Source organism: Acinetobacter sp. USHLN143 (assembly GCF_037145695.1).
In the GTDB taxonomy this organism is placed as follows: Bacteria; Pseudomonadota; Gammaproteobacteria; order Pseudomonadales; family Moraxellaceae; genus Acinetobacter; species Acinetobacter fasciculus.
In genome coordinates this window covers 1-24,679 of record NZ_JBBCWZ010000008.1, presented here as the reverse complement: position 1 = coordinate 24,679, position 24,679 = coordinate 1, and the positions used below count along the sequence as shown (strand labels likewise).

The following is a 24,679-nucleotide window of genomic DNA, read 5'->3' as shown; positions in this document are numbered from 1 at the left end:
TAAATTCATGATCAATGCAAAAATCCGTACCTCGATTGTGTTGACTTTGGGCCTGATTCTCATCGCCCAGATGGCATTTATTCCGGTTCTACTCAGTATTATTTTTGCGATTAGTATTGTATGTATCTGGATTTTCCTGAAACGTCAGCAGCCATTTCCCAAAACGGGCACTTTTCTACTGACGGCTTTGGCACTCGGCAGTATTTATTTGAGCCATCATAGTTTTATTGGTGTTGAGGCTGGGGTAGCAGTTTTATCTACTTTTTTATTTGCTAAATCACTGGAAAGTAAAAATAAACGTGACCTGATTATTCTGTTTAATTTTGCCCTGTTTGTTGCTGCCAGCTCATTCCTATATAGCCAATCTTTTGGGATGGCGATTGTGATCGTGCTGTGTTTAATCAGCTGTCTGATTGGTTTGTACCGGATTCAGACTAGCGATTTTGAGCAGGAGCAGATCACTCAGCGCGCAGCATTGCAACAGGATGCCAAACATGTGGGCAAGTTTATCTTGTACGCTGTTCCATTTTTTATCTTGCTGTTTATTTTCTTTCCGCGCTTGCCACCACTTTGGCATATTCCCATTCCTGAAAATAAGGGTGTGACCGGCATTGGCGATAGTATGTCACCTGGGGATATTGCTGAATTATCCCAATCCAGTGCCCTTGCTTTCCGGATTATTGGTGATATCAGCAAGCTTCCGCCACGCTCAGAACTCTATTGGCGAGCGTTGGTGCTAGATGAATATGATGGGCAACGCTGGACCAGCAGTTTCGTCAATCAGCAGCCTTTAATGCGACAACCGATGGATACTTCACCCGTACCTACAGGCTGGAACTACCAATATCTGGCTGCGGATCCTTCGGTGTTCTGGATCATGGGGTTGGAAAAATCGATACCTGTGGAACGCCGTTATTATAACCGTCAGGATTGGAGCATTGTGCCGAGACGGCTCACGCAACGTGTTGAACCGATTTCGTTACAGTGGGTCGGGACAGCATATGATCCTCAGGCTTTGCCAACGCAATATATCGAAAGAACGAATACTCAGGTGCAGCGCCGACTTGACCCGAGAGCGCAACAATTAGCACAACGTCTATATGCGCAAAGTGCGGAAGATCCTCGGCGTTATGTGCAGCAAGTCTTGAATTGGTATCAGCAGAATAACTTTATTTATACCCTGAAGCCGGGCCAACTGGGGCAAAACCGGATTGATGAATTCCTGTTTAATTCCCGGCAAGGTTTTTGTGAACACTATGCCTCGAGTTTCGTGATGTTGATGCGTTATGTCGGGATTCCTGCACGGGTCGTCACCGGCTATCAGGGTGGGGAGTTGGCACCAGATCGCATGAGCTGGGAAGTCCGACAAATGGATGCTCATGCCTGGACAGAAGTCTGGATTGACCAGAGATGGCAACGCTTTGATCCAACCGCGATGATCGCTCCACAGCGTATAGATGATGGCATGCAAAATCTGCTTTCTCAGGATGCATGGGTATCGGCAAATCAGTCGACCTGGAACTCGCAGCATAATCTATGGGTCACCAAACTACGCGTTTGGAGCGATTATGCCATCTACCAATGGCAAAGTAAGGTGGTGGGTTATAATGCAGAATCACAACAGAGCTGGTTATCAAAATTAGGACTCGGTTCAGTTTATTCGAGTGTCATAATTTTGCTGGGCAATATTGTGCTACTGATTTTGGCCTATGTCTTCAGAATTTATCTGAAAGCCCGACAGGCTCAATCTCCATTAGATCGCGCTATTCAGCAGCTGAATCAATCTTTAGCTGACGATCTCAAAAAACAGTCTGCTGAAACTTTTCATCACTGGATGCAGCGTTTATCTCAACAGGTTCAGATTGAAAACCAGACTGCCTTTATTCAAGCTATACAGGTTTTTGAAAAAAATCTTTATTCGGGAACCCCAATAACTGAACAAGAATTGAAAAAATTCAAGGATTTGCTTAAAACTTGCGCGGACGTTTTAAAAACTAAATGAAAAGGCTTGTTTTCGGTCGGAAAAATTTATAATATGCCAAGCATTCTAGGTGTATAGCTCAGTTGGTTAGAGCGCTACGTTGACATCGTAGAGGTCAGCAGTTCGAGTCTGCTTATACCTACCAAGATTCTAAACGTTATGTTATAAGGGTTTTAAGCGAAAACAGTAGCTTAAAGCCTTTTTTTAATGCCTTGAGTAAAGTGAGCCGTTATCCGCACTATCTGCAAAACCCGTATTTTATGCAGTTATTGCCGTTAAATTTACGTCAAGTTTACGTCAAGAATTTTGGAAATTACGTCATGAAATTACCCAAGCCCAGAAAGCGCGGTTCGGCCTACTACATTGAACTAATGATCAATGGAAAACGTTCTTCAGCAACTCGTGATACCGCAAAAGAATGTGAGCAAGGGGTAGCTCAAAAGATGCTTGAAGCGAAGGTCAATCAGATGGCGGAAGACTTGAGCATAAAACAGTACTATCCCTTCAAAACACTTTTTCATAAATACTATGATAAGCATGGCCGTAAACTTCGCGGATCCAAATACGTCAAAGAACAATTAGCGCCGTTTGATGAAAAGTTTGGTGCACTGGCAGATATGTCTATTCATGACATTTAGCTTAAATATTTCAGCTCAAAGTTCCGCAAATTAATAAATTGATTGAAGTGCTGCACTTGCGTTGTACTCGGCTGGAATAGGCTGATCAGCTACAGGCAGATTCGCAGTGTAGGTTCAGTCAATTTTTTATCACGCACAGCGCTTGCTTCATGCTAGATGACATCTTCTAGGGTTTGCGCATCGTAAGATGTTGCTGATGCTGATATGCCTTAAAGAAGAAGGGTAAGAGCAGATAGATCTGTATAAATGTTTGGGCCTGCAGCATTTCGGCTTGTATGACTTTTTTACGTTGGTCACTACGGCGCTCGCTGGCGAACTTAAGGTTTTTTGGCATGGACTTTTATTATTTTTATAATCAGTCTTCATGATAAAAGTAAATTGTTGATCCTAACCGTTTGATCAAAAACCTGGGAATAAACTGCAGGATTTTTGTTGGAAAAGTCGCAATTTTGATAGGGCTAAGTGCAGAATTAAAACGGATTAAAGCTCTTAATGATATGAAAAATAATAGTTTTTATTTCAAAAAAATCTCTAGGGTTTTCGGTTGTATTGAATTATTTCAATAGTACATCTTCAGATTGTAGATAAGGCCTTACCAGATACAAAGACTGCATCGGGTAAGTAGTTTAATTAATGGCTACTCGATTTGACCATAACTTTATTCTGATACATCTTTGCATCTGCTTCTTTGATAGCTTCAGCTAACCCAAAGGTTGGATTACGCATTGCAAAGCCAATTGCAGCACTAATTCCAACTTTTGTAAAAGTATTTTGAATTCTTGATGCAAGCTTCTTCGCATGCTCTAAGTTAGTTTCAATGGTCATCACAGCAAACTCATCACCTCCTAAGCGAGCGATAATATCATTACTACGTACCGTGTTTTTGAGAGCTAAAGCCATTCTTTGAATGAGCTCATCACCTGCAGCATGACCCAGAGTATCATTTGTGATCTTAAGATCATTAAGGTCTATCATAAGAATAGCAGTAGGGTGACCATAACGCTTACAGCGCTCTTCCTCTTTGATAATAAGCTCATCCCAAGCACGACGGTTGAAAAGTCCAGTCATTGGGTCGGACATTGCTTCTATTTCAAAACGCTCAGCTTTACGTATGTACTCAGCAGCTTTCATATCAGCTTGAATCGTATAACTGAGTACCTTTGCTATCAACTCGAATAATGGAGCATCTTCAACAAGAATTTTAGGTTGAGGTTCGGGATCAATTGCACATAGAGTGCCAAAAAGAGAGCCATCTTCTTTATACAGAGGTTGGCCGATATAGGCTTTAATTGAGACTAGGTGATTTATAGGTGCATCTGCGTAAACTTGAATATCAGGTGAATAGGGAGCAATACGAGGCATATTACTTTGTACCATGTGTGAGCAGAATGAGTCTGCCCAATGAAATACTTGTCCGGGCTTAACGTTATAGCCATTATCTTCACTCAATAATACAATCCAGTCGTCACCCTCAGTACGAGTAATCATCCACAATTTGAAGCCAAAGCGTTGAGATAAGAATTTTAAAATGGCTTGGCCAGCTTCTTCAAAGTTATTAAAGTTAATATTATTCATGAAGTGAACCTACTGCAACAGTAAGAATATATATGCGAAATACCCAATATATGAGTAATTCTTATAAACGGGAGCCTAAAATAGGTATTATATAGAAATGTGTGAAATTTATACTAAAAATAATACTTAAAGAAATTTATTTTTATAATGAAATTTAAAATTAGCCTGCGGTTAGAAATACCAAGATGTAATTTTCTTATTACTTATGAAAAAATGCAATCACTGCCATTATAGCTGCGATATTCATAAGTATTAGAAATATATAAAAAGTCATAATGAATCGAAGCTACCAAAAAATTTTCAAAATTATAGTTCTAAAGAAGCATTTTAAATGTATCTTAATTATTAACAACGAAAGGAAATTGTAAAGTCGAAAGGAAAAGTGTCTAACCCTTTATATTATAATAATATTTATATTAATTTAGTGATTTATCCAAATCATTCAACAGTTTATCTTCATTGTACGCATTGGGGGGGACAATCTTATAAGAGCTGGTATATAGTTTCCTTTAAATTTTTTGGGATAAGCTTCACATATAAGAAAAAATATAAAGTTTATTGTTATTTAACTTTGAATTATATAGAGAATCTTATAAAAGAGAACTCGTACATATCGGATTGTTTAATATGAACTTAGAAAAATAAGTGATTAAAATCATGTCATCGTTTCTAATAATTATAGGATTTATATGATGTTTTACAGGGATAATTTTTAGACCACATATTTCCCATAAAAAGGTCAAGAATTATATGGCTGCAAAAGCTGCTGGCTTCTTATGTATGTTACCAGGAGTATTTCTATTTTGTCTTAGATCTTATTTAACATAAATCCCCCCGCTAGGGGGACTCGATTCTAGTCTTAAAAAACTTCGTAATTACATACTTCTATTCTTGAAATAAAATCGAGAGGCATTGTCAGTCTCTCAGCTGTAATAGTTTCAAAATGAACCCAGATAGCAGCATCTCTATTCTCAAAACTAATACTTACAAGTTTAACTAAGTCGTAAGGTTCAACATTATGGGTCAAGATAATATTATAGAGGTGATCTGAGCGTACGTACGAAATAAGGATTTGATGGATAGTTAATTGCTCTTTACTGCTTAACTCACTGTAATTACTTAGTTCTGGTAAATCATTTTGAATATTCACTTCAATCCTTAACAATCTTAAATTTTCTGTAGAAAACGGCGATTTTATCAATTTAGACAACGCTGAATATATTGGCTTTTGTTAATTCTTTCTAAATCTTGTTCTCGCTCGATAAACATAGCGTATACAGTTAACTACCTGACCTACAAATATACATTGGTTGTTTAACTCAATAATATTTGGCTTGAACTCTGGACTTAGAGCCTGAAGATATCTTTTTCCATTTGTCTCAATAACTAATTTTTGAAAGTAGCATCATCACCGTAACGAACCATAATAATGTCATCAGATTGCATGTCTCCGTAATAAGCATCCGGATCAACTGGACTGCTCCCAGTATCCTAGACATAAGACAGCCTCATTTTAAAACTGTTTCCAATGGTTTTGGAGTCCCCATCTCAGATTGTATTCATAAAGCACATATATTTTATATTGCGAATATGCGTATATTCATATATAAAGCTATGATTCGTCGATAAGAGGGAAGCTCATGAATCAAATGCCAAAAGTCCAAATTTATCATAACCCGGCCTGTGGCACCTCACGCAATACGCTGGCGTTAATTCGCAATGCGGGAATTGAGCCGGAAGTGATCGAATATCTGCTTACGCCACCCTCGAAAGATCAGCTGGTCAACATGATTCGGGATGCCGGTTTGACGGTTCGTGAAGTGCTCCGTAAAAATGTCGATCCCTACACCGAGCTGAATCTGGATGATGCCGGCTGGAGCGATGAGAAACTGCTGGATGCCATGCTGCAACATCCGATCCTGATCAATCGCCCGTTGGTGGTTACCGAGTTTGGAACCCGATTATGCCGTCCATCGGAAGTGGTACTGGATATTCTGCCTTTGCCACAATTAAAAGCCTTTGCCAAAGAAGACGGTGAAATCATCGTGGATGAACAGGGCAATCGGGTAAAATAAAGTGTCCCCCCATGCGAAAAAGCTTCAACTTGATTGGAGCTTTTTTATCTGAAAAACACATTGACGATGATCTATATCGGAAAAAGCGGGAAATTGTTCAAGCGAGCGCTTTCTGGTAGGCATATTCTGATCTGGATATCATTTTTGACAGGTCATCTTTACCATATATATGGATATGTGTATATTTGCATAAAAAATGGGAGCAATTATGGACCACGTTCAGTTTTTTAAATGTTTATCTGATGAAACACGTCTCAGTATTGTCCTGCTAATTGCACAAAACAAAGAGCAATGCGTCTGTGATCTGACCGATAAACTGCAGTTAAGCCAGCCGAAAATTTCACGTCATCTGGCCTTGTTACGTTCTTGTGGTTTACTCAACGATCGCCGGCAAAGCCAGTGGGTGTACTACAGCATTAATCAGCAATTGCCGGCCTGGTGTTTTGAAATTCTGGACGTGCTAAAAGCTAGTGAGGTTCCGGTTTTATTTGATTCTTCCGCTCTATCGATTCAGAGCCATTGCGAGTAAGTTTTCATGAAATTTTTGTTTTTATGTACGGGGAACAGTTGCCGCAGCATTCTCTCTGAAGTGTTGTTCAATAGCCGTGCGCCAGAAGGCTGGGTCGCTTACAGTGCCGGCAGCAAACCTTCCGGTCAGGTGCATCCCTTGACGCTTGAAACCCTGCACAATCTGGGCTTGTCGACTGAAGGCTTATCCAGCAAAAGCATTGATGCCTGTGAACAGTATCAGCTAGACGTGGTGATTACCGTCTGTGATGCGGCAGCACAGGAAGCGTGTCCTCTTTATCTTGGCGGAGCGATCAAGGCGCACTGGGGCCTGTCTGATCCGTCCCATTTAGAGGTGGATAAAGAAGAAAAAATGAAAGCCTTTATGAGCACTGTTGAACATATCAATCGTCGCCTGGATGCTTTGTTTAAACTTAACGTAAATGAGCTTTCTCGCTCGCAATTGATTGCAGCGATTAATCAAATTTCGAATGTTGAGTAAGTCACATGTCTGAAAAACGCATGTCCTTTTTAGATCGCAACCTGACGCTCTGGATTTTTATTGCCATGGCGTTAGGCATCGCCATAGGAAACTTTTTTCCTCAAGCATCGGTTGCTCTGGATCAATTCAGTATTAATTCAGTCAATATTCCAATCGCGATTGGTCTGATTCTGATGATGTATCCACCCCTGGCAAAAGTGGATTATGCGACCTTGCCGCAAGTGTTTAAGGATAAGAAAACCCTGACGCTATCTTTAATTCAAAACTGGTTGATTGCTCCGGTACTGATGTTTGCGTTGGCTGTGATTTCTTTGCATAGCTATCCAGAGTATATGACAGGCGTGATCCTGATTGGTTTAGCTCGATGTATCGCCATGGTACTGGTGTGGAATGGTCTGGCCTGTGGTGATAACCAATATGTTGCAGCATTGGTGGCGTTTAACAGTATTTTCCAGATTTTATTCTTCAGTACCTATGCCTGGTTATTCCTGACCTTCCTTCCGCCATATTTTGGTATTGAAGCTCAAGTGATCAATCTTAGCTTCTGGACCATTACCCATGCTGTTCTGGTTTATCTTGGAATTCCGTTCTTATTGGGTTTCTTAACGCGCTTAATTTTGGTGAAACAAAAAGGCGTAGAATGGTATCAAAACAAGTTCATTCCAAAAATCAGCCCGCTGAGTTTGATGGCTTTGCTGTTTACGATTTTGGCGATGTTTAGCTTAAAAGGGGGGGATGTCGTAAGTCTTCCACTGGAAGTTTTACGCATCGCGATTCCTTTAATCATTTACTTTGTGGCCATGTTCTTTATTAGCTTCTTTATGAGTAAATGGATGGGCAATGATTATCCAAAAACTGCTGCAATCTCATTTACTGCGGCTGGAAATAATTTTGAATTATCACTTGCAGTCGCTATTGCAACTTTTGGTATCGCTTCGCCGGTTGCTTTTACCACGATTATTGGGCCATTGGTTGAAGTACCTGTGTTAATTGCTTTAGTGAGTGTTTCACTGTGGCTAAGAAAGAAATATTTTAAAGAGGCTTGATCCGATGAACCTGCCTAACGTAGATCCAAATCTTATTGAACAACCCACCTTTGAAAAAGTCCAAGCCAAAGAACTAGCTCATCCTCCTCGGATTTTACTGCTCTATGGGTCTAATCGGGAACGTTCTTACAGTCGCCTTGCAGTTCTTGAAGCTGGTCGAATCCTTGAATATTTTGGGGCAGAAGTCAAAATCTTCCATCCCAAAGGGCTACCTTTACCGGAAGATGCTGATACTGAACATCCAAAAGTAAAAGAACTGCATGAGCTTCTGGCATGGGCTGAAGGTATGGTGTGGTGTTCACCGGAACGCCATGGTTCTATGAGTTCCATCTTTAAATCCCAGATTGACTGGATTCCTCTGGCAGGGGGTGCAATTCGTGCCACTCAGGGAAAAACCCTTGCCTTGATGCAAGTCAGTGGGGGATCACAGTCCTTTAATAGTCTGAACCAGATGCGTGTTTTGGGGCGTTGGATGCGGATGATCACGATTCCAAATCAGTCTTCAATTCCAAAAGCATTCCTGGAATTTGAAGAAGATGGACGAATGAAGCCATCAGCATTCTATGACCGGATTGTCGATGTGATGGAAGAACTGTATAAGTTTACTTTACTAACCCGTGGGCAAAGTGCTTATTTGACCAACCGTTATTCGGAACGCAAGGAATCGGCTGAAGAGCTTTCCAAACGGGTAAATCAGCGTAGTTTATAAATTCTAGGTGATCAGAGAGACTGAAAAGTATCTTGAGCAATGGAAGGCTAATTTAAACGCTTGAAAATTTTATGAAATACGCCCAGTCTGATAAGCAGGCTGGGTTTTTATTTGATGACAATAAAGAAGGGGGGAAATATTTTGGCTCAATTACAAGCTGAAGTTGATGTGATCATCATCGGTGGTGGACAGGCCGGTTTGTCCACGGCTTATTTCTTAAAGCGTAAGAACATTCCGTTTATCATCCTAGATGATCAGCCTCAGCCTGGAGGTGCCTGGCAGCATGCCTGGGAGTCCTTGCGCCTTTTCTCCCCGAATAGCTGGAGTTCGCTGTCAGGCTGGATGATGCCGGCGACCGAACAGACCTATCCGACCCGCAATGAGGTGATCGATTATTTGACCGCCTATGAGCAGCGCTATCACTTTCCTGTAGTTCGTCCGGTGCGTGTGGAACGCGTGGAAAGTAAGGGCCAGTATTTAGAGGTTTATGCCGGGGAACAATCCTGGAAAGCCAAAGCGGTGGTAAGCGCTACAGGGACATGGAGCCAACCATTTATTCCCGAGTATGCCGGCCGTGAGCATTTTCAGGGCGTACAACTGCATTCCGCAGATTATAAAAATGCTGAGTTATTTAAAACCAAGAAAGTCATGGTGGTGGGTGGCGGTAACTCTGGTGCACAAATCTTGGCAGAAGTATCTCAGGTGGCCGAAACGCTTTGGATCACCCAGACACCGCCGCAGTTTCTGGCAGATGATGTCGATGGCCGTGTCCTGTTCTTAAGGGCGACTGAGCGCCTGAAAGCCCAGCAGGAAGGTAGAAAGATTGAGCAGCCCATTGGGGGGGTGGGTGATATTGTCATGATTGATTCAGTTAAAGATGCACGTGAGCGAGGCATTTTGCAGAGCAGGCGTCCATTTTCAGCTTTTACAGAACATGGCGTGATTTGGGAAGATGGCAGCACAGCGCATGTGGATGTGGTGATCTGGTGTACAGGATTTAAGGCGGCGCTGAATCACCTCAGCAGCCTCGGAATTATCCAGCCGGACCAGACCATTGCGGTTCAGAATGGCCGCTCTGTTCAGGTACCAAATTTATGGCTGGTGGGCTATGGAGAATGGACAGGTGCTGCTTCGGCCACGCTGGTCGGGGTTTCCCGGACAGCTCGGGCAGTAGCGGAAGACATCGCTGCATTTTTGGCCTGAGAGGATTTGATCCTGATTCAGTCGAGTGGATTGAGTGAATAGTATCTGTCTGCAACGAGCGTCATACCCGATGGTCTGATGCTCGTGATGATACGCTTGCATTGACGTTCGAATTTAATCAGGTAACTTATGCCCACAATGTGGACAGAAGAAATATTTGTTTTTTTCCTGCTCGAGTTGTTCTTTCTTACGCTCATGAATAAGTTCTAACAGGATATCCTGCATTTGTTCTTTGCTCAGTCCGACTTCTTTACGTAAAATTTCAATTTTTTCTTGATCTTCAATTAAGTCAATTTCTGCATCATCGAGCAGTTCACGAAATCTTAATTCCAGTTTGTGCTTGCGCTGTCTCAGCTCATTGGCCAGACCATTTGCCAGAATACCCGCAGGAAGCGCTGCCAGACCCACCCCTAAAATAGTAATTAAAGCCCCTAGAAAGCGGCCTAAGGGGGGTGATTGGTGTCACATCGCCATAGCCGACTGTGGTCAGTGTCACCACTGCCCACCACATGGATGCAGGGATGGAGCTAAAGACTTCTGGTTGAGCCTTATTTTCAACCACATATACTCCAGCCGCCGCGATGATGATCATGATCAGCAGGATAAAAATAACCGCCTGAAATGAGCCCTTTTCGCGCTTGATCACCCGCAATAAAATCTGCAGGGAGACGAAATAACGGGTTAATTTGAGTAATCTGAATAATCGAAGGATTCGCAGGAAGCGTAAATCGAGATGCACAAAGAAGTTAATATAGGCCGGGAGAATCGCCAACAGGTCAATGATGGCACCGCCACTACGGATCCATAACCATCGGTTTTTCCATGCACCTTCAAAGGGGTCTTTTTCCGCAATGGCCCAAAATCTTAATAAATATTCCAGGGTAAAAATAAAGATCGAGAATAATTCAAAGGCATCAAACAGCAGCTGATAGGATTGATAGAGGTCATTGATTGATTCAAGTAAAACGGCAGCAGTATTCCCAATAATCAATATAATCAGAAATATATTGATGACGCGACTTAAGATGCTTTCGTGTTCTTCATTATGCAAATTGTCATAAATAAATCTGCGAAGCTTATACCAGGCCTTGAATTCCATAACAGTGCATTACGGTGCGATAAGATGCTTTGAGTTTAGCGCAAGCCCGGCCATCGAAAGGAAATTTTTAAAAAATTAATCAGAATTGTGGGGTGGTGATTATCCTGGATTTTTAGGGCTAAAGCGAGTGTGCACGACTCTAAAATCCCCAAAGCATTCTGGTAAATCTCACTACGGAATACTTGAACGATACCGATACAATACTGCTTCAACAAATACCCTGTTGTCTTTGGCAGTTACTCAAACAGTACTTGCTCGTCCGGGCAACAGATCCTTAATCTGTTCCCACTGATCATCTCTTAATGCATAGCGTTTAGTCATGAAAAAATAATGAGGACAGATTAGATTTTTTTAAGCTAATTGGTGACAGGCCTAGTTGCATCAAGTGATCTTTTTTCTCTGGCATTTTTGTTTTCATAGAGGGGTCTTATTATTTTTATACCTGTTTCTATGCTAAAAATTAAAAGTGCGTTGTGATCGCCTGCTCATAAACTTGAGAATACAGAGAAGGTTTTTGTTGAAGAAAAAGTTATTTGTATAAACAAAGGAAGTGATTTGAATTGGTGATATCTTTATTGGATGTTGAAAAGTAAGAATTTTTATTTCAAAAAATCTCTAGGGTTTTCGATTGTATTGAATTGATTTCAATGCGAAGCCCATAGGGCTGTCGGGCATTGAAAGAGAGCTGATAGCCATACTGTTTTAACAGGTTAGCGGTCAATGCCAGTCCTAAACCATGGCCGTGCTGCTGAGCAGATTTGCGCCAGAAGCGTTGTCCTAAATGTTGGATATCCTGTGCTGTCAGTTGCTGTCCATCATCTTCAATCACTAGGCAACCAGACTGCATGGAAATCCAGATATGGGCAGCCTGTGCATGCAGCAGGGCATTTTCAAGCAGATTTTTCAGTACGGTATACAGCACAAATTCAGGCAGCTGAATTTCGCCCAAGTTGTCCCAGTTTACTTGTATTTTTTTGTTCATTTCTGGATAGCGTGTACCTAAGTCTGCAAGAACTTTCTCAAGTGTGGGGCGAAGCCAGATGGCCTCAGGCATTGCCTGGATACTGTTTTCTGATTGGGTCAGCAATAAAAGCTGCTCGAGTAACAGCGTATAACGCCGGATACTCTCATTGGCCTGCTGCAAATTATGCTGAATGGATTCAGGCAGGTGCTGCTGCTGACCGATCAGCTGGGCCAGTTGTACATGGGTTTTAATTGCAGTCAGGGGACTGCGTAATTCATGTGCAGCATAGGCACTAAAGGCTTTCTCCTGTTGCAGACTGTCATTGAGTTTTTGAATCAACTGCGTGGAATTGTTGACAAAAGGCTGTACTTCTTGGGGAATACTTGCAGGCTTGAGCTGTATTAAAAAATCTGCCACCTCTGAATAGCTAAGGTTTTTCTGGTTCAGGTATTGACTGAGCTGATCCAAAGACCGGAACTGTCGGCGGATAATAAAAACGATCAGGGCAATACAGATCAGCAGTGAGAAGACCAAGGGAATCAGTACGGACTGCAGAATCTGCTGTAGTAAGGTATCCCTCAAGAACATACGTTCTGCTGCCACCACCTGAATATCGCCACGACGCAGAACATAACTGCGCCATTCCGTATCACCCTGCTGCCAGGTGCTGAATCCTTCTGGTCGCTGGCTTAAATTTTGGGGGGCACCGCGTGTTTTGGCAATCACCTGATTACCTAACGAGATGTCAGAGCTAAAAAGAGAAACTTCACAGGCAATTAACTGGTTTGCATCATCATTCTTGGCTAATTTGGATAAGGTTGCATCCCCTAGACTATCCAGCGGTAACTGCTGAATCAGCCGGGCAACCATTTGTGCAGATGCCGATAAGCGTTGATCCAGTGTGTCTTGTAAACGCTGTTTCAGGTCAATATACAGCCATGAAAATACTGCACTCCACAGCACAATAAACACGGCCAAAAGACTCATGACCAAACGCCATTTCAAGCTGTGACTAAACATGACGCTGCTCAAACGGTTTAAAAATATATCCCACACCACGAATGGTCTGAATTAAATCTGGATGCAGTTTTTGTCTCAGGTGATAAATCTGTACATTCTTTGTTTGTTTTGTTCGCATTTAATCTGTTTGGAGCATTTCAGCTGTCCTTACCTAAAGGCATGTTACAGCGTCTGGATCAATGGCAGCAAAAGCAGAAGGGTGGCACGCTGATTGGTGCCGGTCTTATGGGCATGATCGCTGCACTGATTGTCGGGCCATGTATGAGTGCGCCGTTGGCCGGTGCCTTAATCTATGTGTCTCAGCTCAATCAACCGATGCTGGGAGCTAGTTATCTGTTCGTCTTAGGCCTTGGGCTGGGCTTGCCGCTATTTATTGCTGCCGTATTTGGGTCCCATCTTTTACCCAAACCTGGCATCTGGATGGATCGCCTGAAGTTTAGTTTTGGCTTTGTCATGTTGGCTCTGGCCTTGTATTTCGCCCCTCCATTATTGCCCGGCATTTTATACCTGGGCCTTTTGGGTGTGGTACTGATCACCTGTTCAGGCTACTTCTTGTTCAAGATGCTGCCTCATGTGCATCGGTCTGTATCGAAAATAGTCCTGATGCTGCTCAGTGGTTTACTGGTCTATGCAGGAGGCATGCAGCTCTATCATGTCTGGAGTCAGGTACAGGTCGCCCATGTGAAATCACGGCTTGAATGGCAGAGAGTCAGTACAGCCGCACAATTGCAACAGGTTTTAGCCAAACATCCTGCACAGCCGGTGGTGATTGATGTCTATGCAGACTGGTGTGTGGCCTGTCAACCGATTGAAAAGGAAGTGATTCCACGTAGTGATGTCCAAGCGGCTTTACAAAATGTGGTTCGTATCAAATTAGACCTGACCCACTATCATCCAAGTCAGGATGAGCTGCTAAAAGAATGGCAAATCCTCGGTCCGCCCACCTTTATATTTTTAAATGCCGCACATCAGGAACAGCGCGAGTTGCGCTTGACAGGAACTTTTAGCGCAACACATTTGCTCGGTAAATTGCAGCAACTGCAAGGGGAACAACCATGATGATTTCAAGTGATGCGCTACATCTGGGACCTTTGATGTTGCCCTGGACACTCATAATTGTTGCCACTGGCTTGATGCTGTTATCTGCTGTTTTGTTTGGATTAGCCAGAAAGTATTCATGGTCTAAACAACTGCTTGGACAAAGTCAGGATTTGCTCTGGAGCAGTTTTTTGCTGGGGATGCTGGGTGCACGTCTTGTTTTCGTTCTGCTCAATGCCGAGCTGTATTTTGCAGCACCCATCGACATACTGAAAATCCAGGACAAAGGTTTCCATTTATGGGGAGGGGTGCTGATTGGTGCTTTGTGGTATGTCATTCGAAACAGACAGTTGCAGACCCGATTCAAAGCCATCTTGTTGATCATCTTTGTACTCTGGATCGGGCTTGGACTCGCGTTCAAATCCAGTCTAAAAACTGAAGCAGCGTTTCCTGATCTAGCCTTTGCTGGACTAGAACAGGAGCGTCTGGGTACAGACAAGATTCCACTCAGCCAATTCGTTGGCCAGCCCACGGTAATTAATTTGTGGGCGAGCTGGTGTCCGCCGTGTCACCGCGAAATGCCGGTGTTGGCCAAAGCAGCCAAGCAGCATCCTCAAGTGAATTTTGTCATGCTGAATCAGGGTGAGGAGGTAGCCACCGTAAATGCCTATTTAAGAAAACATCAGTTTCAATTTAAACATGTCCTGCTGGACCCATATGGTGAACTACCACAGCAGCTGAATAGTTTTGGTCTGCCAACGACGCTGTTTTTTAATGCTCAAGGCCAGCTGGTCGAGCGGCATATGGGGGAACTCAGTCCGGCTATGTTGCAGCAATATTTAAATAGAATTTCAGATCAACCTTAAAAAATGGAAGGACTCAGTATGAACAAAATTTACCAGGTGCTTGGTGCAGGCATGTTCCTGATCATGAGCATGCACACACAGGCAAATATTAAACAGCATATTGAAAAACAGGGCTTTGTGTTTGTAAAACAGATTCCGGCACCGCAAGGAATGACCGGCTGGGTGGGGCATGAAGACCAATACTCCAATACGGTATTTATCTCCAACGATGACAAATATTATATCAAGGGCGAACTGTTTGATGCACAAGGGAAAAGCCTGTCCAATGAGCAGATTGAAAAGCATATGAAAAAAGCGGTATTGGACGATGTCTGGAAAACCCTGGAAAAATCCACCTGGATCCAGGATGGCAAGCCAGATGCACCACGTGTGGTCTATGTCTTTTCCGATCCAAATTGTCCATATTGTTATAAATTCTGGCAGGCGGCCCGACCTTGGGTAGAATCAGGGAAGGTACAGCTGCGTCATATTCAGGTCGGTGTGATCCGTGAAGAAAGCCGTGGCCAGGTGGCAACACTATTGAATTCGAAAGATCCAGCGGCAGTTTTTAATGATATAAACAAGAATAAAGGCAAAAAGCAGCTCAAGAAAATGGAAAAGATTCCTGTCGAAATTGCTGCAAAAATTGATGCCAACCAGGCCCTAATGGGGAAATACGGCTTTTTCTCCACACCGTCGATGGTCTGGAAAAACAATCAGGGTGAATTTAAATCTGCTCAAGGCCTGGCGATGGATGTCAAGGAAATTTTTGAACAATAATATTTTAACTACATGATAGAAAAGTAATTTTTACTTAAAACATCTATACATGATAGGGAGGCAGATTTACATTGGTGGATAGGCTAAGCATGAAGAGCAGATAAGATATGTCAAATTTGGATGATCCACGGGTACTGCTTGCTTTGGAACGAACCGCTCTGGCGTGGAACCGGAGTGGTTTGGCATTAATTGCTTTTGGTTTTGTGATTGAAAAATCCAACCTGCTAGTGCAACTGGTGGACCCAGACACTTATGCACAGAAAATAGCTTATTCACAATGGTTGGGAATTGCGGTGATTGTATTTGGTATGTTGGTGAATTTCGCCTCAATCCTGCAATATCGACGGGGTTTGACATCACTGCGACCGCCGGAATTTATTGAAGGTTATTACACCCAGTATCCCGTATGGCTAAATCTGTTTACTGCTTTTAGCGGACTGCTTCTGATCATTTCTTTTTGGCTGCACTAAGAAGAGGGCTGGGCGCAATACAGCTCGTACAGCTTTTGCATCAGGCTCAAGACCTTGGGGTCACTCAGACGATAGAAAATCTGTTTGCCCTCACGTCGGGTGCCAACCATGTCGGCCTTACGCAGTACAGTCAGCTGTTGTGAAAGTGTAGGTTGATGAATATCGGCAGATTCTTCAATTTCCTGAACATTCATTTCCCCGTCAACCAGGACACATAAGATTTTCAGACGATCAGGATTGGCTAAAACTTTTAGGCATTGGCTGACGAAATCGACCTGTGAAAAATCAATTTTGGCATTTGCAGCAATCATATCCATAGATGTCCTTGAAACCTTTGATGTAACCCATGCAGTTTACACAATTTACCACAAAACTGCTTGATTATTATTTTTTAATATATAATATAAAAAAGTATATTGTATAGAGATTGATTCACCATGCATGACTTCCTCATCGCATTTATTGGCGGTTTAATGCTCGGACTTTCAGTGGTCGGCTATCTGTATGTCAATGGCCGTATTGCAGGAATCAGTGGTTTGGTTGGGCAGGTATTAAACCCAAAAACCGTATTTAAAACGCCTGCGATCTGGTTTTTATCAGGCTTGATCATTACACCGTTTATTTATGGTCTGTTTGTACAACCTGAAATCGAATTGAATGCCAGCCCATTGATGATGATTGTGGCAGGTCTGCTGGTAGGCTTTGGGACACGTTTGGGTTCGGGCTGTACCAGTGGTCACGGAATTTGTGGCATTAGTCGGCTGTCTAAGCGTTCTATCATCGCGACCATGACTTTTATGTTTGCAGGTTTTGTCGCTGTTTATATTATCCGTCATATCACAGGAGCATTCTAAAATGAAAAATGTGTTTGCCTTTTTATTTGGTGCGCTGTTCTCTGTGGGATTGATGGTATCGGGCATGTCCAATCCGGAAAAAGTACTCGATTTCCTGGATCTGTTTGGCGATTGGGATGCCAGTCTGGCCTTTGTGATGATGGGCGCGATTACTGTGGCCTTTATTCCCTTCCAGAAAGCATTACGTACGGCGCAACCGAAAACAGTATTTAATGAACCTATTGATTTACCTAAAAATAATCAGATAGATAAGAAGCTGATCACGGGTGCGGTTTTATTTGGTGCAGGTTGGGGCATTGCCGGCATCTGTCCGGCGCCAAGTTTCACTTTGATCGGTTTGGGCCACTATCAAGTGCTCTATTTTATTGTAGCAATGCTGGTGGGTGTATGGATTCACCGTAAATGGTCAGGAGCTTAACGATGTCAAATTTACCTATAGTAAAAGATTTTTTTCACGAAGATACCAATACCTTCAGTTATGTTGTACGTGATCCGGCGACCAAAGCCTGCGCCATTATTGATAGCGTTCTGGATTATGATCCGGCATCAGCAAGTACATCCACTATTCATGCCGATAAAATTATTGCCTATATTAAAGAGCAGGGTTTAACGGTCGAGTGGATTCTCGAAACCCATGTCCATGCTGATCATTTAACTGCAGCGCAATATCTCAAAGAAGAACTGGGTGGCAAAATTGCCATGAGCCAGAAAATTGGTATTGTTCAGGAAACTTTTGGCGCGATTTATCATCTGGATATTAAACAATGGAATGCTCAGCAGCTCTTTGATTATTTATTTGAAGATCATGAGTCGTTCCAAATTGGAACATTGAAAGCCTATAACATTCCAACACCGGGACATACGCCTGCTTGCCTGAGTTATGTGATTGGCGATGCGGTTTTTGTGGGTGATACGTTGTTCATGCCAGATTATGGTACAGCACGTTGTGATTTTCCGCGAGGCAGCGCAGAACAGCTTTATGATTCGGTGCAAAGCCTGTTTCAGTTGCCAGAAGATACCCGGGTCTTTTTATGTCATGACTATCTGCCTGAAACACGTGAATCGTATGTGTGTGAATCTGATATACAGACGCAGAAAAAACAGAATATCCATATTCATCAGGGAATCAGTAAAGCTGAATTTGCTCAGATGCGAAATCAGCGGGATTCAGGACTGAGTATGCCTAAGCTGATTCTACCGGCGATTCAGATCAATATGAAAGCAGGACAGTTTCCTGAGCCAGAACAAAACGGTGTTTCTTACCTCAAGCTTCCTCTTAACTACTTCAAATAAGCTTGTGTCGTGATTCAACAAAAAGTTCAACCTTTATTGAATCATTTTTGTGGATAAGGGAGAGGGCGATGTGGGCATTAATACTTGAAGGGCTAGTTATCGGAGTGCTATTGGGTTTGACCGGTGCCGGTGGCGGTATTCTGGCTGTACCTGCACTGATGACGACCCAGGGTTGGACGGTGGCCCAGGCTGCGCCGGTGGGATTGCTTGCGGTCACGCTGTCGGCCTTGGTCGGAACGTTCGAGGGTTTGTTCAAGCGTATTGTACGTTATCGCGCTGCCCTCTGGATTGCTCTCATTAGTATTCCTACAGCGCGTTATGGCGTGCATCTGGCCGATATCGTTTCTCCGGTCTGGCTGACGCTGGCTTTCAGTCTGGTCATGCTGATCGTGGCTTACCGGATCTTTTTTAATAAAGTGACCGATCATGGCAATGCACCGTGCAAGGTCAATCAATCGACCGGTCGTCTGATCTGGAATGTCAAAACTGCTTCGTTCCTAGCAGGTATTGGTGTTGTGGCAGGTTTATTAACCGGTCTGTTGGGGGTGGGGGGTGGTTTTGTAATTGTTCCAGCCCTGCGTAAATTCACCGACCTTGATATGCGCAGTATCGTTGCGACTTCCCTGATGATTATTTTCCTGATTGGTGGGGTCAGTATTTCTGCACACGTGCTGGATGGCTTTCAATATCCTGTTTCGGTTACGCTGACCTTTGTCCTGGCCTGTATTGTCGGGATGTTAATTGGACGCAGTCTGATGCAGCGGATTGACAGTAACAAGGTACAGAAAATATTTGCCACTACCGTGGTTGGGGTGGCGATGTATTTAATCTATTCAGCGCTCATGGGCTAAATAGCCAGTTGGAAATTTAAACTCAAACGCTTTCAATCTACCTGAGCATCGTTTATACAAAATATAATTTTAATGGCCGAGGAAGAATGAAAATGATGAAAACTGCAGAGCAATTGATCCAGAATGCAAAAAGCCGGATTCAGGAAGTCAGCGTAAATGAACTGTTTGAAGCGATGCAAAACCATCAACCAATTGCTCAACCATTTTTATGTCAGCAACATGTCCATTCGATAAAGCAGAACAACTAATTTCACCAAATTGGTTCATCACGATATGTAATTTACAGCCATAAAACCAACCCATAGAACTTTTGCCACGTGATGCGATTTGGGCTAATGATTTATGGCATTGAATACGTTGATTTTTACAAACAGGTAGCGTTGTTGAATCAATCTATAAGTATTGTTTATCTTTGCCTTTCATCAAAGCTACATACAGGGCATGTAGTGCTAATTCATGCCTATTGATCAAGTGAATCATGCGTTGGCAGCAAGGCAAGTGCTTAAATAAAAAGCTTTTATCCAGCTTTAGCCATGTAAAAAAGGCTTTGAAATTATTGAAATGAGAACATTTGTACCAAATGGTGATAAAGCAGATTTCTGAAATTGTGAGCTGAGCATTTCTGATTCTTAGAGAATGATGACTTTGTTTGAGGAACTTCCAATAAGTTGCTTCAAATTTAAGAAAGAAATCATCAATTAAGCAGAATCGGTACTATTGAACATCAGGACTAGAGTTGTGAGTTTGGTTTGGTAACTCAACTGATGGCTCTAGTCCTCTTATTTTTCAAGTCAATTTCTTATCCGTGATTCGGGTTAAATTATTTAAATGATGATTCATTCTGTATTCAGATCTTCATAAATTTAAAGGATACTTATTAGGGATATATTCTGTTTTAGACTTAATTCAGGATGCATAAATGAAGTACTCATTTATACAGCAGGCTTTCACTGGTCCCGTGGATATCGTAGGGGATATTCATGGTGAGATTGCCGCGCTGGAACGACTGATCCAGGTATTAGGTTATGACCGGAATGGTCATCATCCAGAACAGCGCAAACTAATTTTTGTCGGTGATCTATGTGACCGGGGGCAAGACAGTGTTGCGGTGATCAAACGCGTCAAACAGCTGGTAGATGAAGGCTATGCACAATGTGTGATGGGTAATCATGAATTGAACCTATTGACCGATACTTTGCGGGAAGGCAATGGCTGGTTTTTTGGTTCACCGCATCAGGATGATCTGAAACCTTTTGATTCGATCCAAGCCTCAATCAAAGATCGACAATGGATTCTGGATTTTTTAAATAGCTTACCGTTGGCCTTGGAGTCGGAGCAGCTGCGTGTTGTACATGCCTGTTGGCATCAAGGATCAATTGATCAATTACGCAATTCTGGTTTTACTTCGCTTGGCGAAGCCTATGCTGATTTCGTTCAACATACAGCGCTGGATCTGCAAGCCTTAGGTATTAATGAATTCATCCAGATAGAGCAGCAACGCTACCAACACCAGTTCAAAGACCCGGCTGCAACTTTACCTTTATTGCAACATCTCGCAGAAAAAGAGCTACGTGAGCAAATGCACAATCCGATTCGGGTCATTACTTCTGGTGCGGAAAAAATCGCCTTAGAACCGATTTATGCCGGTGGAAGGTGGCGGATGATCGACCGCGTGCCATGGTGGGACAGCTATACCGACCAAATTCCAGTCATTACTGGACATTATTGGCGGAACTTTAAATCTACTGAAGAAAAAACCGGTTTACTCAAATCGATCGATGCACTGCAATGGTATGGACAGCAACAAAACGTATTTTGTGTGGATTATTCAGTGGGTAAACGCTATCTCGATCGTCAACAGGGTGTCGCGTTCAGACATCGACTCGGCGCCTTAAGATTTCCAGAAAATATCTTGAGCTTTGAAGATGGCAATCAGTATTCAGTTCAGCGGTTCTGAGAAAAGGCAATTTTCTGATACAAAAAAAGCAGCTTTTCCAGCCGCTTTTTTACAGAATCTAGATTTTATTCTGCTTCGATTATTTCATAATCATGGGTGATTTCAACACCGCCATCAGACAGCATTTTGCTGGCAGAGCAATATTTTTCAGCAGAAAGTTCTACGGCTTTTGCGACCTGTTTCTCTTTAATCGCTTTGCCGGTCACTACAAAATGCAAGTGAATTTTCGTGAATACTGCCGGAATTGTATCTGCACGTTCAGCCTTTAATTCGCAGCGTACATCGGTAATATCCTGACGAGCCTTCTTTAAAATGGTAACAATATCAAAAGACGCACAGCCGCCCAGACCAGTTAAAAGTAGCTCCATTGGACGAGGACCACGGTTTTCACCACCGTATTCAGCTGAACCATCCATGATAATAGTATGACCACTTTGAGTTTTTGCTTTAAAAGCAACATTCTCTAACCAATGAACGCTTGTTTGCATTGAAACTACCTAAAAAAAGCTATAAATTTGTCAAGTAACTGTACACTAACATAAATTGGGTTGATACGGAATTTCAATCCCACTGTGTGACAAGTTCACATTAGGTCTTGTGCGATCTATAAATTATCCATAATCGGAACTGTTAGCATGACTTCAAACTTTTCACAATTAAGCACTGATGCGCTTTCTCCGGGGCAATTACCAGAATCCGTGAAAGCACTGTTAAAACGTGCATATATTAATCGTTATCCAAAACGTACCACGATCATTGATGCAGGATCAGAATCTAAATCTTTATATTTAATTCTGAAGGGGTCTGTATCTATCATTCTTCGTGAAGATGATGATCGTGAAATTGTCGTGGCTTATTTAAATGCGGGTGACTTCTTTGGGGAAATGGGTCTATTCGAGGTTAATCCACAACGTACTGCGGAAGTTCGTACGCGTGATGTGTGTGAAATTGCCGAAATTACCTATGAAAACTTTCACGAAATCAGCAAGCAATATCCTGATCTGAGCTATGCGGTATTTGCTCAATTAGTACGTCGTTTGAAAAATACCACACGTAAAGTTACTGATCTGGCATTTATTGATGTTTCAGGCCGGATTGCACGTTGTCTGATCGACCTGTCTTCACAGCCAGAAGCGATGATTTTGCCGAATGGCCGTCAGATTCGTATTACCCGTCAGGAAATTGGTCGCATTGTTGGCTGTTCCCGCGAAATGGTCGGACGTGTACTAAAAACCCTGGAAGAGCAGGGCATGATCGAAACCGATGGTAAAGCCATCCTGATCTTTGATGCTTCATTAGAAGAAGCATCTGAAGCAGTGGCAGATGGTGCCATAGACGAATAATCCAGATATTAAAAAGCAAATCTTCGGATTTGCTTTTTTTATGCGTCATTACTCAATACATAAAAATTTAGAACAAGCTTCTCAGAAAAGATGATTTAAGTCTCCCTTATAATTCCGATAGGCTATAGCCCACTTGATCTCAATTCACTGAATAAAATTCACAGGATGTTTTTATGCAATTCAGACCATTGGCGGATACCGGCATTTTTTTGCCAGAAATTTGTTTGGGCACCATGACCTTTGGTGAGCAGAACACACAAGAACAGGCTTTTCAGCAACTGGATTATGCTTTAGATCAGGGAGTGTATTTCTGGGATACTGCGGAAATGTACCCGGTACCGCCAAAACCTGAAACGCAGGGTGCTACCGAGCGTATTATCGGGAACTGGATCGCTGCCCGTGGTGGCCGTGACAAACTTTTTTTAGCCTCAAAAATTGCCGGACCCTCGCAAGGTGGTAGCCATATCCGGGATGGTAAAACCCGTTTCGTTGCCGATGAAATTTCAGCAGCAATTGACCAGTCATTGTCACGCCTGCAAACGGATTATATTGACCTGTATCAGCTGCACTGGCCGCAACGCCCAACCAATTTCTTTGGCAAGCTGGGTTATGGCAATGCTGAAGCGGCAGAAGACCGTACCGTGACAGATCTCGAAGAAACCCTGACCGCCTTGCAGGATGAAATTAAAAAAGGCCGTATCCGTTATATTGGTCTTTCCAATGAAACCCCGTGGGGCACGATGAAATTTCTGCACCTCGCAGAGAAATTAGGTTTGTCCAAATTTGTCAGTGTACAAAACCCATATAACCTGCTGAACCGTACTTATGAAATCGGCATGTCAGAAATTGCCCATTATGAAGGTGTGGGCTTGTTGGCGTATTCACCTTTGGCATTTGGTTATCTGACCGGTAAATTCCGGCATGGTGCACGTCCTGCCAATGCGCGTGTAACACTGTTCTCCCGCTTTAGCCGTTATAGCAATCCGCAAAGTGAATGGGCAACCGAGCAATATGCCCAGCTGGCAGAACAGCATGGCTTAAGTCTTACCCAATTGGCTTTGGCCTTTATCAAGCAGCAGTTCTTTGTGACCAGTACGATTATTGGTGCCACCAATCTGGATCAGCTGAAAGAAAATATTCAGGCATTTGAAATTGATCTGTCTGAGGAAATACTGAAAGGTATTGAGGCAATTCACCGTCAGCAACCGAATCCGGCACCATAATCATGGTGTTGTTATTTTAAAGCACCCTCCAAGCGAGGGTGTTTTAATTTTATGAGAAATTAAATTTGATGATAAACAACATGGCCGGAAAACAATAAAAGCAGCATAATCGAAATAAGACGCATCAAGATGATTTGATAAAAATGAATAGTGAAACAGGTATTTCTAAATCCCAAGTATTAGCTATAGCAGTATTCAACTTAGCTGAGCAGTTGCAACTGAAAGAATTCGAACTTGCATTGATTCTGGGTTTATCTGAGGCGGAATTATCTCTGGTTATAAATGAAAAAGAATTAGAACCAGATACTACAGCAGGCGAAAAAGCTATAGCTTTAGTAAATATCTATCAAAAGTTATTTAGCTTGCATGGTGGAGACTTGAGCTGGATGCGGCAGTTTATCAATTCACCTAACAAGCTTTTGGATCAGCAAACGCCAAGATCTCTAATGCAAACAGAACATGGTTTGAGTGAAGTATTGCGATTACTAGGAAGGTTGCAACCGTACTAAAAATATCTCTCTATTCTCTACTAAGCTGAAAAATAGCAGAGTAAATTAAATAAAATATGAATTGTTTATCTTCACCTTAAAAATTCGGTGGTGTTTCAAAAAGTATGCTGGCGTTAAACAAATCCGTTATTAAGGTAAAAGAAAGTCAAATCAAAGGCTTTAAAATGATTTTCGAGCTTTTTAGAAAAGTTGCAACT

At 42.5% G+C, this 24,679-nt stretch carries 24 protein-coding genes, 1 tRNA gene and 7 pseudogenes; 21 read left to right on the top strand and 11 right to left on the bottom strand.

The window, feature by feature from the left end:
* Nucleotides 1-7 precede the first annotated feature (7 nt).
* The 3 genes from WFH18_RS03945 to WFH18_RS03935 all read left to right on the top strand — a co-directional run bounded on the left by WFH18_RS03945 (nucleotide 8) and on the right by WFH18_RS03935 (nucleotide 2,619).
* Entirely contained in the window at nucleotides 8-2,002 is a 1,995-nt protein-coding gene (locus WFH18_RS03945; protein WP_121979712.1) for a transglutaminase family protein, read from the top strand.
* A gap of 47 nt (nucleotides 2,003-2,049) precedes the next feature.
* Nucleotides 2,050-2,126: transfer RNA gene (locus tag WFH18_RS03940), tRNA-Val, on the top strand.
* Between the two features lie 76 nt (nucleotides 2,127-2,202).
* The gene (locus tag WFH18_RS03935; protein ID WP_228127478.1) at nucleotides 2,203-2,619 is read left to right on the top strand and encodes a hypothetical protein; all 417 of its coding nucleotides are present in this window, start codon (nucleotides 2,203-2,205) and stop codon (nucleotides 2,617-2,619) included.
* Nucleotides 2,620-3,249: 630 nt separating this feature from the next.
* Here the strand turns inward: WFH18_RS03935 and WFH18_RS03930 are convergent.
* The 3 genes and pseudogenes from WFH18_RS03930 to WFH18_RS03920 form a co-directional block, all read right to left on the bottom strand.
* Nucleotides 3,250-4,194 (bottom strand): sensor domain-containing diguanylate cyclase, encoded by a 945-nt coding sequence (locus WFH18_RS03930; protein ID WP_004646556.1) that lies wholly within the window; start codon nucleotides 4,192-4,194, stop codon nucleotides 3,250-3,252.
* An 859-nt stretch (nucleotides 4,195-5,053) separates the two neighbouring features.
* Nucleotides 5,054-5,344 carry a hypothetical protein gene (locus WFH18_RS03925; protein WP_004646557.1) on the bottom strand — a complete coding sequence of 97 codons (291 nt, stop codon included), beginning with the start codon at nucleotides 5,342-5,344 and terminating at the stop codon, nucleotides 5,054-5,056.
* 81 nt (nucleotides 5,345-5,425) lie between these two features.
* Nucleotides 5,426-5,667, bottom strand: a pseudogene (locus WFH18_RS03920) (S24 family peptidase); the annotation flags it as partial.
* Between the two features lie 167 nt (nucleotides 5,668-5,834).
* Between WFH18_RS03920 and arsC the strand changes: the two are divergent.
* From arsC to WFH18_RS03890, 6 genes are all read left to right on the top strand, one after another.
* Nucleotides 5,835-6,269, top strand: coding sequence for an arsenate reductase (glutaredoxin) (gene arsC / locus WFH18_RS03915; protein WP_004646558.1), 435 nt, complete (start codon nucleotides 5,835-5,837; stop codon nucleotides 6,267-6,269).
* Nucleotides 6,270-6,477: 208 nt separating this feature from the next.
* The gene (locus WFH18_RS03910) at nucleotides 6,478-6,798 is read left to right on the top strand and encodes a metalloregulator ArsR/SmtB family transcription factor (protein ID WP_004646559.1); all 321 of its coding nucleotides are present in this window, start codon (nucleotides 6,478-6,480) and stop codon (nucleotides 6,796-6,798) included.
* Between the two features lie 6 nt (nucleotides 6,799-6,804).
* Nucleotides 6,805-7,278 carry an arsenate reductase ArsC gene (locus WFH18_RS03905; RefSeq protein WP_004646560.1) on the top strand — a complete coding sequence of 158 codons (474 nt, stop codon included), beginning with the start codon at nucleotides 6,805-6,807 and terminating at the stop codon, nucleotides 7,276-7,278.
* A 5-nt stretch (nucleotides 7,279-7,283) separates the two neighbouring features.
* Complete coding sequence (gene arsB, locus WFH18_RS03900) at nucleotides 7,284-8,324, top strand: ACR3 family arsenite efflux transporter (protein WP_071850369.1); 1,041 nt, start codon at nucleotides 7,284-7,286, stop codon at nucleotides 8,322-8,324.
* Between the two features lie 4 nt (nucleotides 8,325-8,328).
* Complete coding sequence (arsH, locus tag WFH18_RS03895; protein ID WP_004280163.1) at nucleotides 8,329-9,033, top strand: arsenical resistance protein ArsH; 705 nt, start codon at nucleotides 8,329-8,331, stop codon at nucleotides 9,031-9,033.
* 141 nt (nucleotides 9,034-9,174) lie between these two features.
* Nucleotides 9,175-10,236 carry an ArsO family NAD(P)H-dependent flavin-containing monooxygenase gene (locus WFH18_RS03890; protein ID WP_071850368.1) on the top strand — a complete coding sequence of 354 codons (1,062 nt, stop codon included), beginning with the start codon at nucleotides 9,175-9,177 and terminating at the stop codon, nucleotides 10,234-10,236.
* Nucleotides 10,237-10,350: 114 nt separating this feature from the next.
* Here WFH18_RS03890 and WFH18_RS03885 read toward each other — a convergent pair.
* The 4 genes and pseudogenes from WFH18_RS03885 to WFH18_RS03870 all read right to left on the bottom strand — a co-directional run.
* Nucleotides 10,351-11,335, bottom strand: a pseudogene (locus tag WFH18_RS03885) (potassium channel family protein).
* 174 nt (nucleotides 11,336-11,509) lie between these two features.
* Nucleotides 11,510-11,656 (bottom strand): annotated as a pseudogene (locus tag WFH18_RS18505) (IS5/IS1182 family transposase); the annotation flags it as partial.
* 283 nt (nucleotides 11,657-11,939) lie between these two features.
* Nucleotides 11,940-13,319 (bottom strand): ATP-binding protein, encoded by a 1,380-nt coding sequence (locus tag WFH18_RS03875; protein WP_121979957.1) that lies wholly within the window; start codon nucleotides 13,317-13,319, stop codon nucleotides 11,940-11,942.
* A pseudogene (locus tag WFH18_RS03870) lies at nucleotides 13,312-13,416 on the bottom strand (winged helix-turn-helix domain-containing protein); the annotation flags it as partial. The pseudogene WFH18_RS03870 and the gene WFH18_RS03875, both read right to left, overlap by 8 nt.
* A gap of 2 nt (nucleotides 13,417-13,418) precedes the next feature.
* Here WFH18_RS03870 and WFH18_RS03865 point away from each other — a divergent pair.
* From WFH18_RS03865 to WFH18_RS03850, 4 genes and pseudogenes are all read left to right on the top strand, one after another.
* Nucleotides 13,419-14,378: pseudogene (locus WFH18_RS03865) on the top strand (cytochrome c biogenesis protein CcdA); the annotation flags it as partial.
* Nucleotides 14,375-15,223, top strand: a complete 849-nt coding sequence (locus WFH18_RS03860; RefSeq protein WP_071850365.1) for a TlpA disulfide reductase family protein — start codon at nucleotides 14,375-14,377, stop codon at nucleotides 15,221-15,223. The pseudogene WFH18_RS03865 and the gene WFH18_RS03860, both read left to right, overlap by 4 nt.
* An 18-nt stretch (nucleotides 15,224-15,241) precedes the next feature.
* Nucleotides 15,242-15,982, top strand: coding sequence for a thiol:disulfide interchange protein DsbG (gene dsbG, locus WFH18_RS03855; protein ID WP_071850364.1), 741 nt, complete (start codon nucleotides 15,242-15,244; stop codon nucleotides 15,980-15,982).
* Nucleotides 15,983-16,089: 107 nt separating this feature from the next.
* Nucleotides 16,090-16,452, top strand: a complete 363-nt coding sequence (locus WFH18_RS03850; protein WP_004646570.1) for a YidH family protein — start codon at nucleotides 16,090-16,092, stop codon at nucleotides 16,450-16,452.
* Here WFH18_RS03850 and WFH18_RS03845 read toward each other — a convergent pair.
* Nucleotides 16,449-16,769 carry an ArsR/SmtB family transcription factor gene (locus tag WFH18_RS03845; protein WP_071850363.1) on the bottom strand — a complete coding sequence of 107 codons (321 nt, stop codon included), beginning with the start codon at nucleotides 16,767-16,769 and terminating at the stop codon, nucleotides 16,449-16,451. The genes WFH18_RS03850 and WFH18_RS03845 overlap by 4 nt on opposite strands.
* A 120-nt stretch (nucleotides 16,770-16,889) precedes the next feature.
* On the opposite strand from WFH18_RS03845, the gene WFH18_RS03840 reads away from it, so the two are divergent.
* The 4 genes from WFH18_RS03840 (at nucleotide 16,890) to WFH18_RS03825 (ending at nucleotide 19,450) form a co-directional block, all read left to right on the top strand.
* Nucleotides 16,890-17,306 (top strand): YeeE/YedE family protein, encoded by a 417-nt coding sequence (locus WFH18_RS03840; protein ID WP_005251416.1) that lies wholly within the window; start codon nucleotides 16,890-16,892, stop codon nucleotides 17,304-17,306.
* A gap of 1 nt (nucleotide 17,307) precedes the next feature.
* On the top strand, nucleotides 17,308-17,724 hold the full coding sequence (locus tag WFH18_RS03835; protein ID WP_004646572.1) for a DUF6691 family protein: 417 nt from the start codon (nucleotides 17,308-17,310) through the stop codon (nucleotides 17,722-17,724).
* A 2-nt stretch (nucleotides 17,725-17,726) separates the two neighbouring features.
* The gene (locus WFH18_RS03830; protein ID WP_005262089.1) at nucleotides 17,727-18,599 is read left to right on the top strand and encodes an MBL fold metallo-hydrolase; all 873 of its coding nucleotides are present in this window, start codon (nucleotides 17,727-17,729) and stop codon (nucleotides 18,597-18,599) included.
* A 68-nt stretch (nucleotides 18,600-18,667) separates the two neighbouring features.
* Nucleotides 18,668-19,450 (top strand): sulfite exporter TauE/SafE family protein, encoded by a 783-nt coding sequence (locus tag WFH18_RS03825; RefSeq protein WP_071850361.1) that lies wholly within the window; start codon nucleotides 18,668-18,670, stop codon nucleotides 19,448-19,450.
* Nucleotides 19,451-19,618: 168 nt separating this feature from the next.
* Here the strand turns inward: WFH18_RS03825 and WFH18_RS03815 are convergent.
* Nucleotides 19,619-20,149, bottom strand: a pseudogene (locus WFH18_RS03815) (transposase); the annotation flags it as partial.
* A 220-nt stretch (nucleotides 20,150-20,369) separates the two neighbouring features.
* Here WFH18_RS03815 and WFH18_RS03810 point away from each other — a divergent pair.
* On the top strand, nucleotides 20,370-21,407 hold the full coding sequence (locus WFH18_RS03810) for a metallophosphoesterase (RefSeq protein ID WP_121979956.1): 1,038 nt from the start codon (nucleotides 20,370-20,372) through the stop codon (nucleotides 21,405-21,407).
* A 65-nt stretch (nucleotides 21,408-21,472) separates the two neighbouring features.
* On the opposite strand, the gene WFH18_RS03805 is transcribed toward WFH18_RS03810, so the two are convergent.
* Nucleotides 21,473-21,895: an OsmC family protein gene (locus WFH18_RS03805; RefSeq protein WP_121979955.1), complete on the bottom strand. Its 423-nt coding sequence runs from the start codon at nucleotides 21,893-21,895 to the stop codon at nucleotides 21,473-21,475.
* A 147-nt stretch (nucleotides 21,896-22,042) separates the two neighbouring features.
* Between WFH18_RS03805 and crp the strand changes: the two genes are divergently transcribed.
* From crp to WFH18_RS03790, 3 genes are all read left to right on the top strand, one after another.
* Nucleotides 22,043-22,750 carry a cAMP-activated global transcriptional regulator CRP gene (gene crp, locus WFH18_RS03800; RefSeq protein WP_004280141.1) on the top strand — a complete coding sequence of 236 codons (708 nt, stop codon included), beginning with the start codon at nucleotides 22,043-22,045 and terminating at the stop codon, nucleotides 22,748-22,750.
* A gap of 173 nt (nucleotides 22,751-22,923) precedes the next feature.
* A complete protein-coding gene (locus WFH18_RS03795) occupies nucleotides 22,924-23,973 on the top strand; it encodes an NADP(H)-dependent aldo-keto reductase (RefSeq protein WP_004280140.1) in 1,050 nt (349 codons plus the stop codon).
* 143 nt (nucleotides 23,974-24,116) lie between these two features.
* The gene (locus tag WFH18_RS03790; protein WP_004280138.1) at nucleotides 24,117-24,482 is read left to right on the top strand and encodes an antitoxin Xre/MbcA/ParS toxin-binding domain-containing protein; all 366 of its coding nucleotides are present in this window, start codon (nucleotides 24,117-24,119) and stop codon (nucleotides 24,480-24,482) included.
* A gap of 113 nt (nucleotides 24,483-24,595) precedes the next feature.
* Here WFH18_RS03790 and WFH18_RS03785 read toward each other — a convergent pair.
* Nucleotides 24,596-24,679, bottom strand: a pseudogene (locus WFH18_RS03785) (IS1 family transposase); the annotation flags it as partial.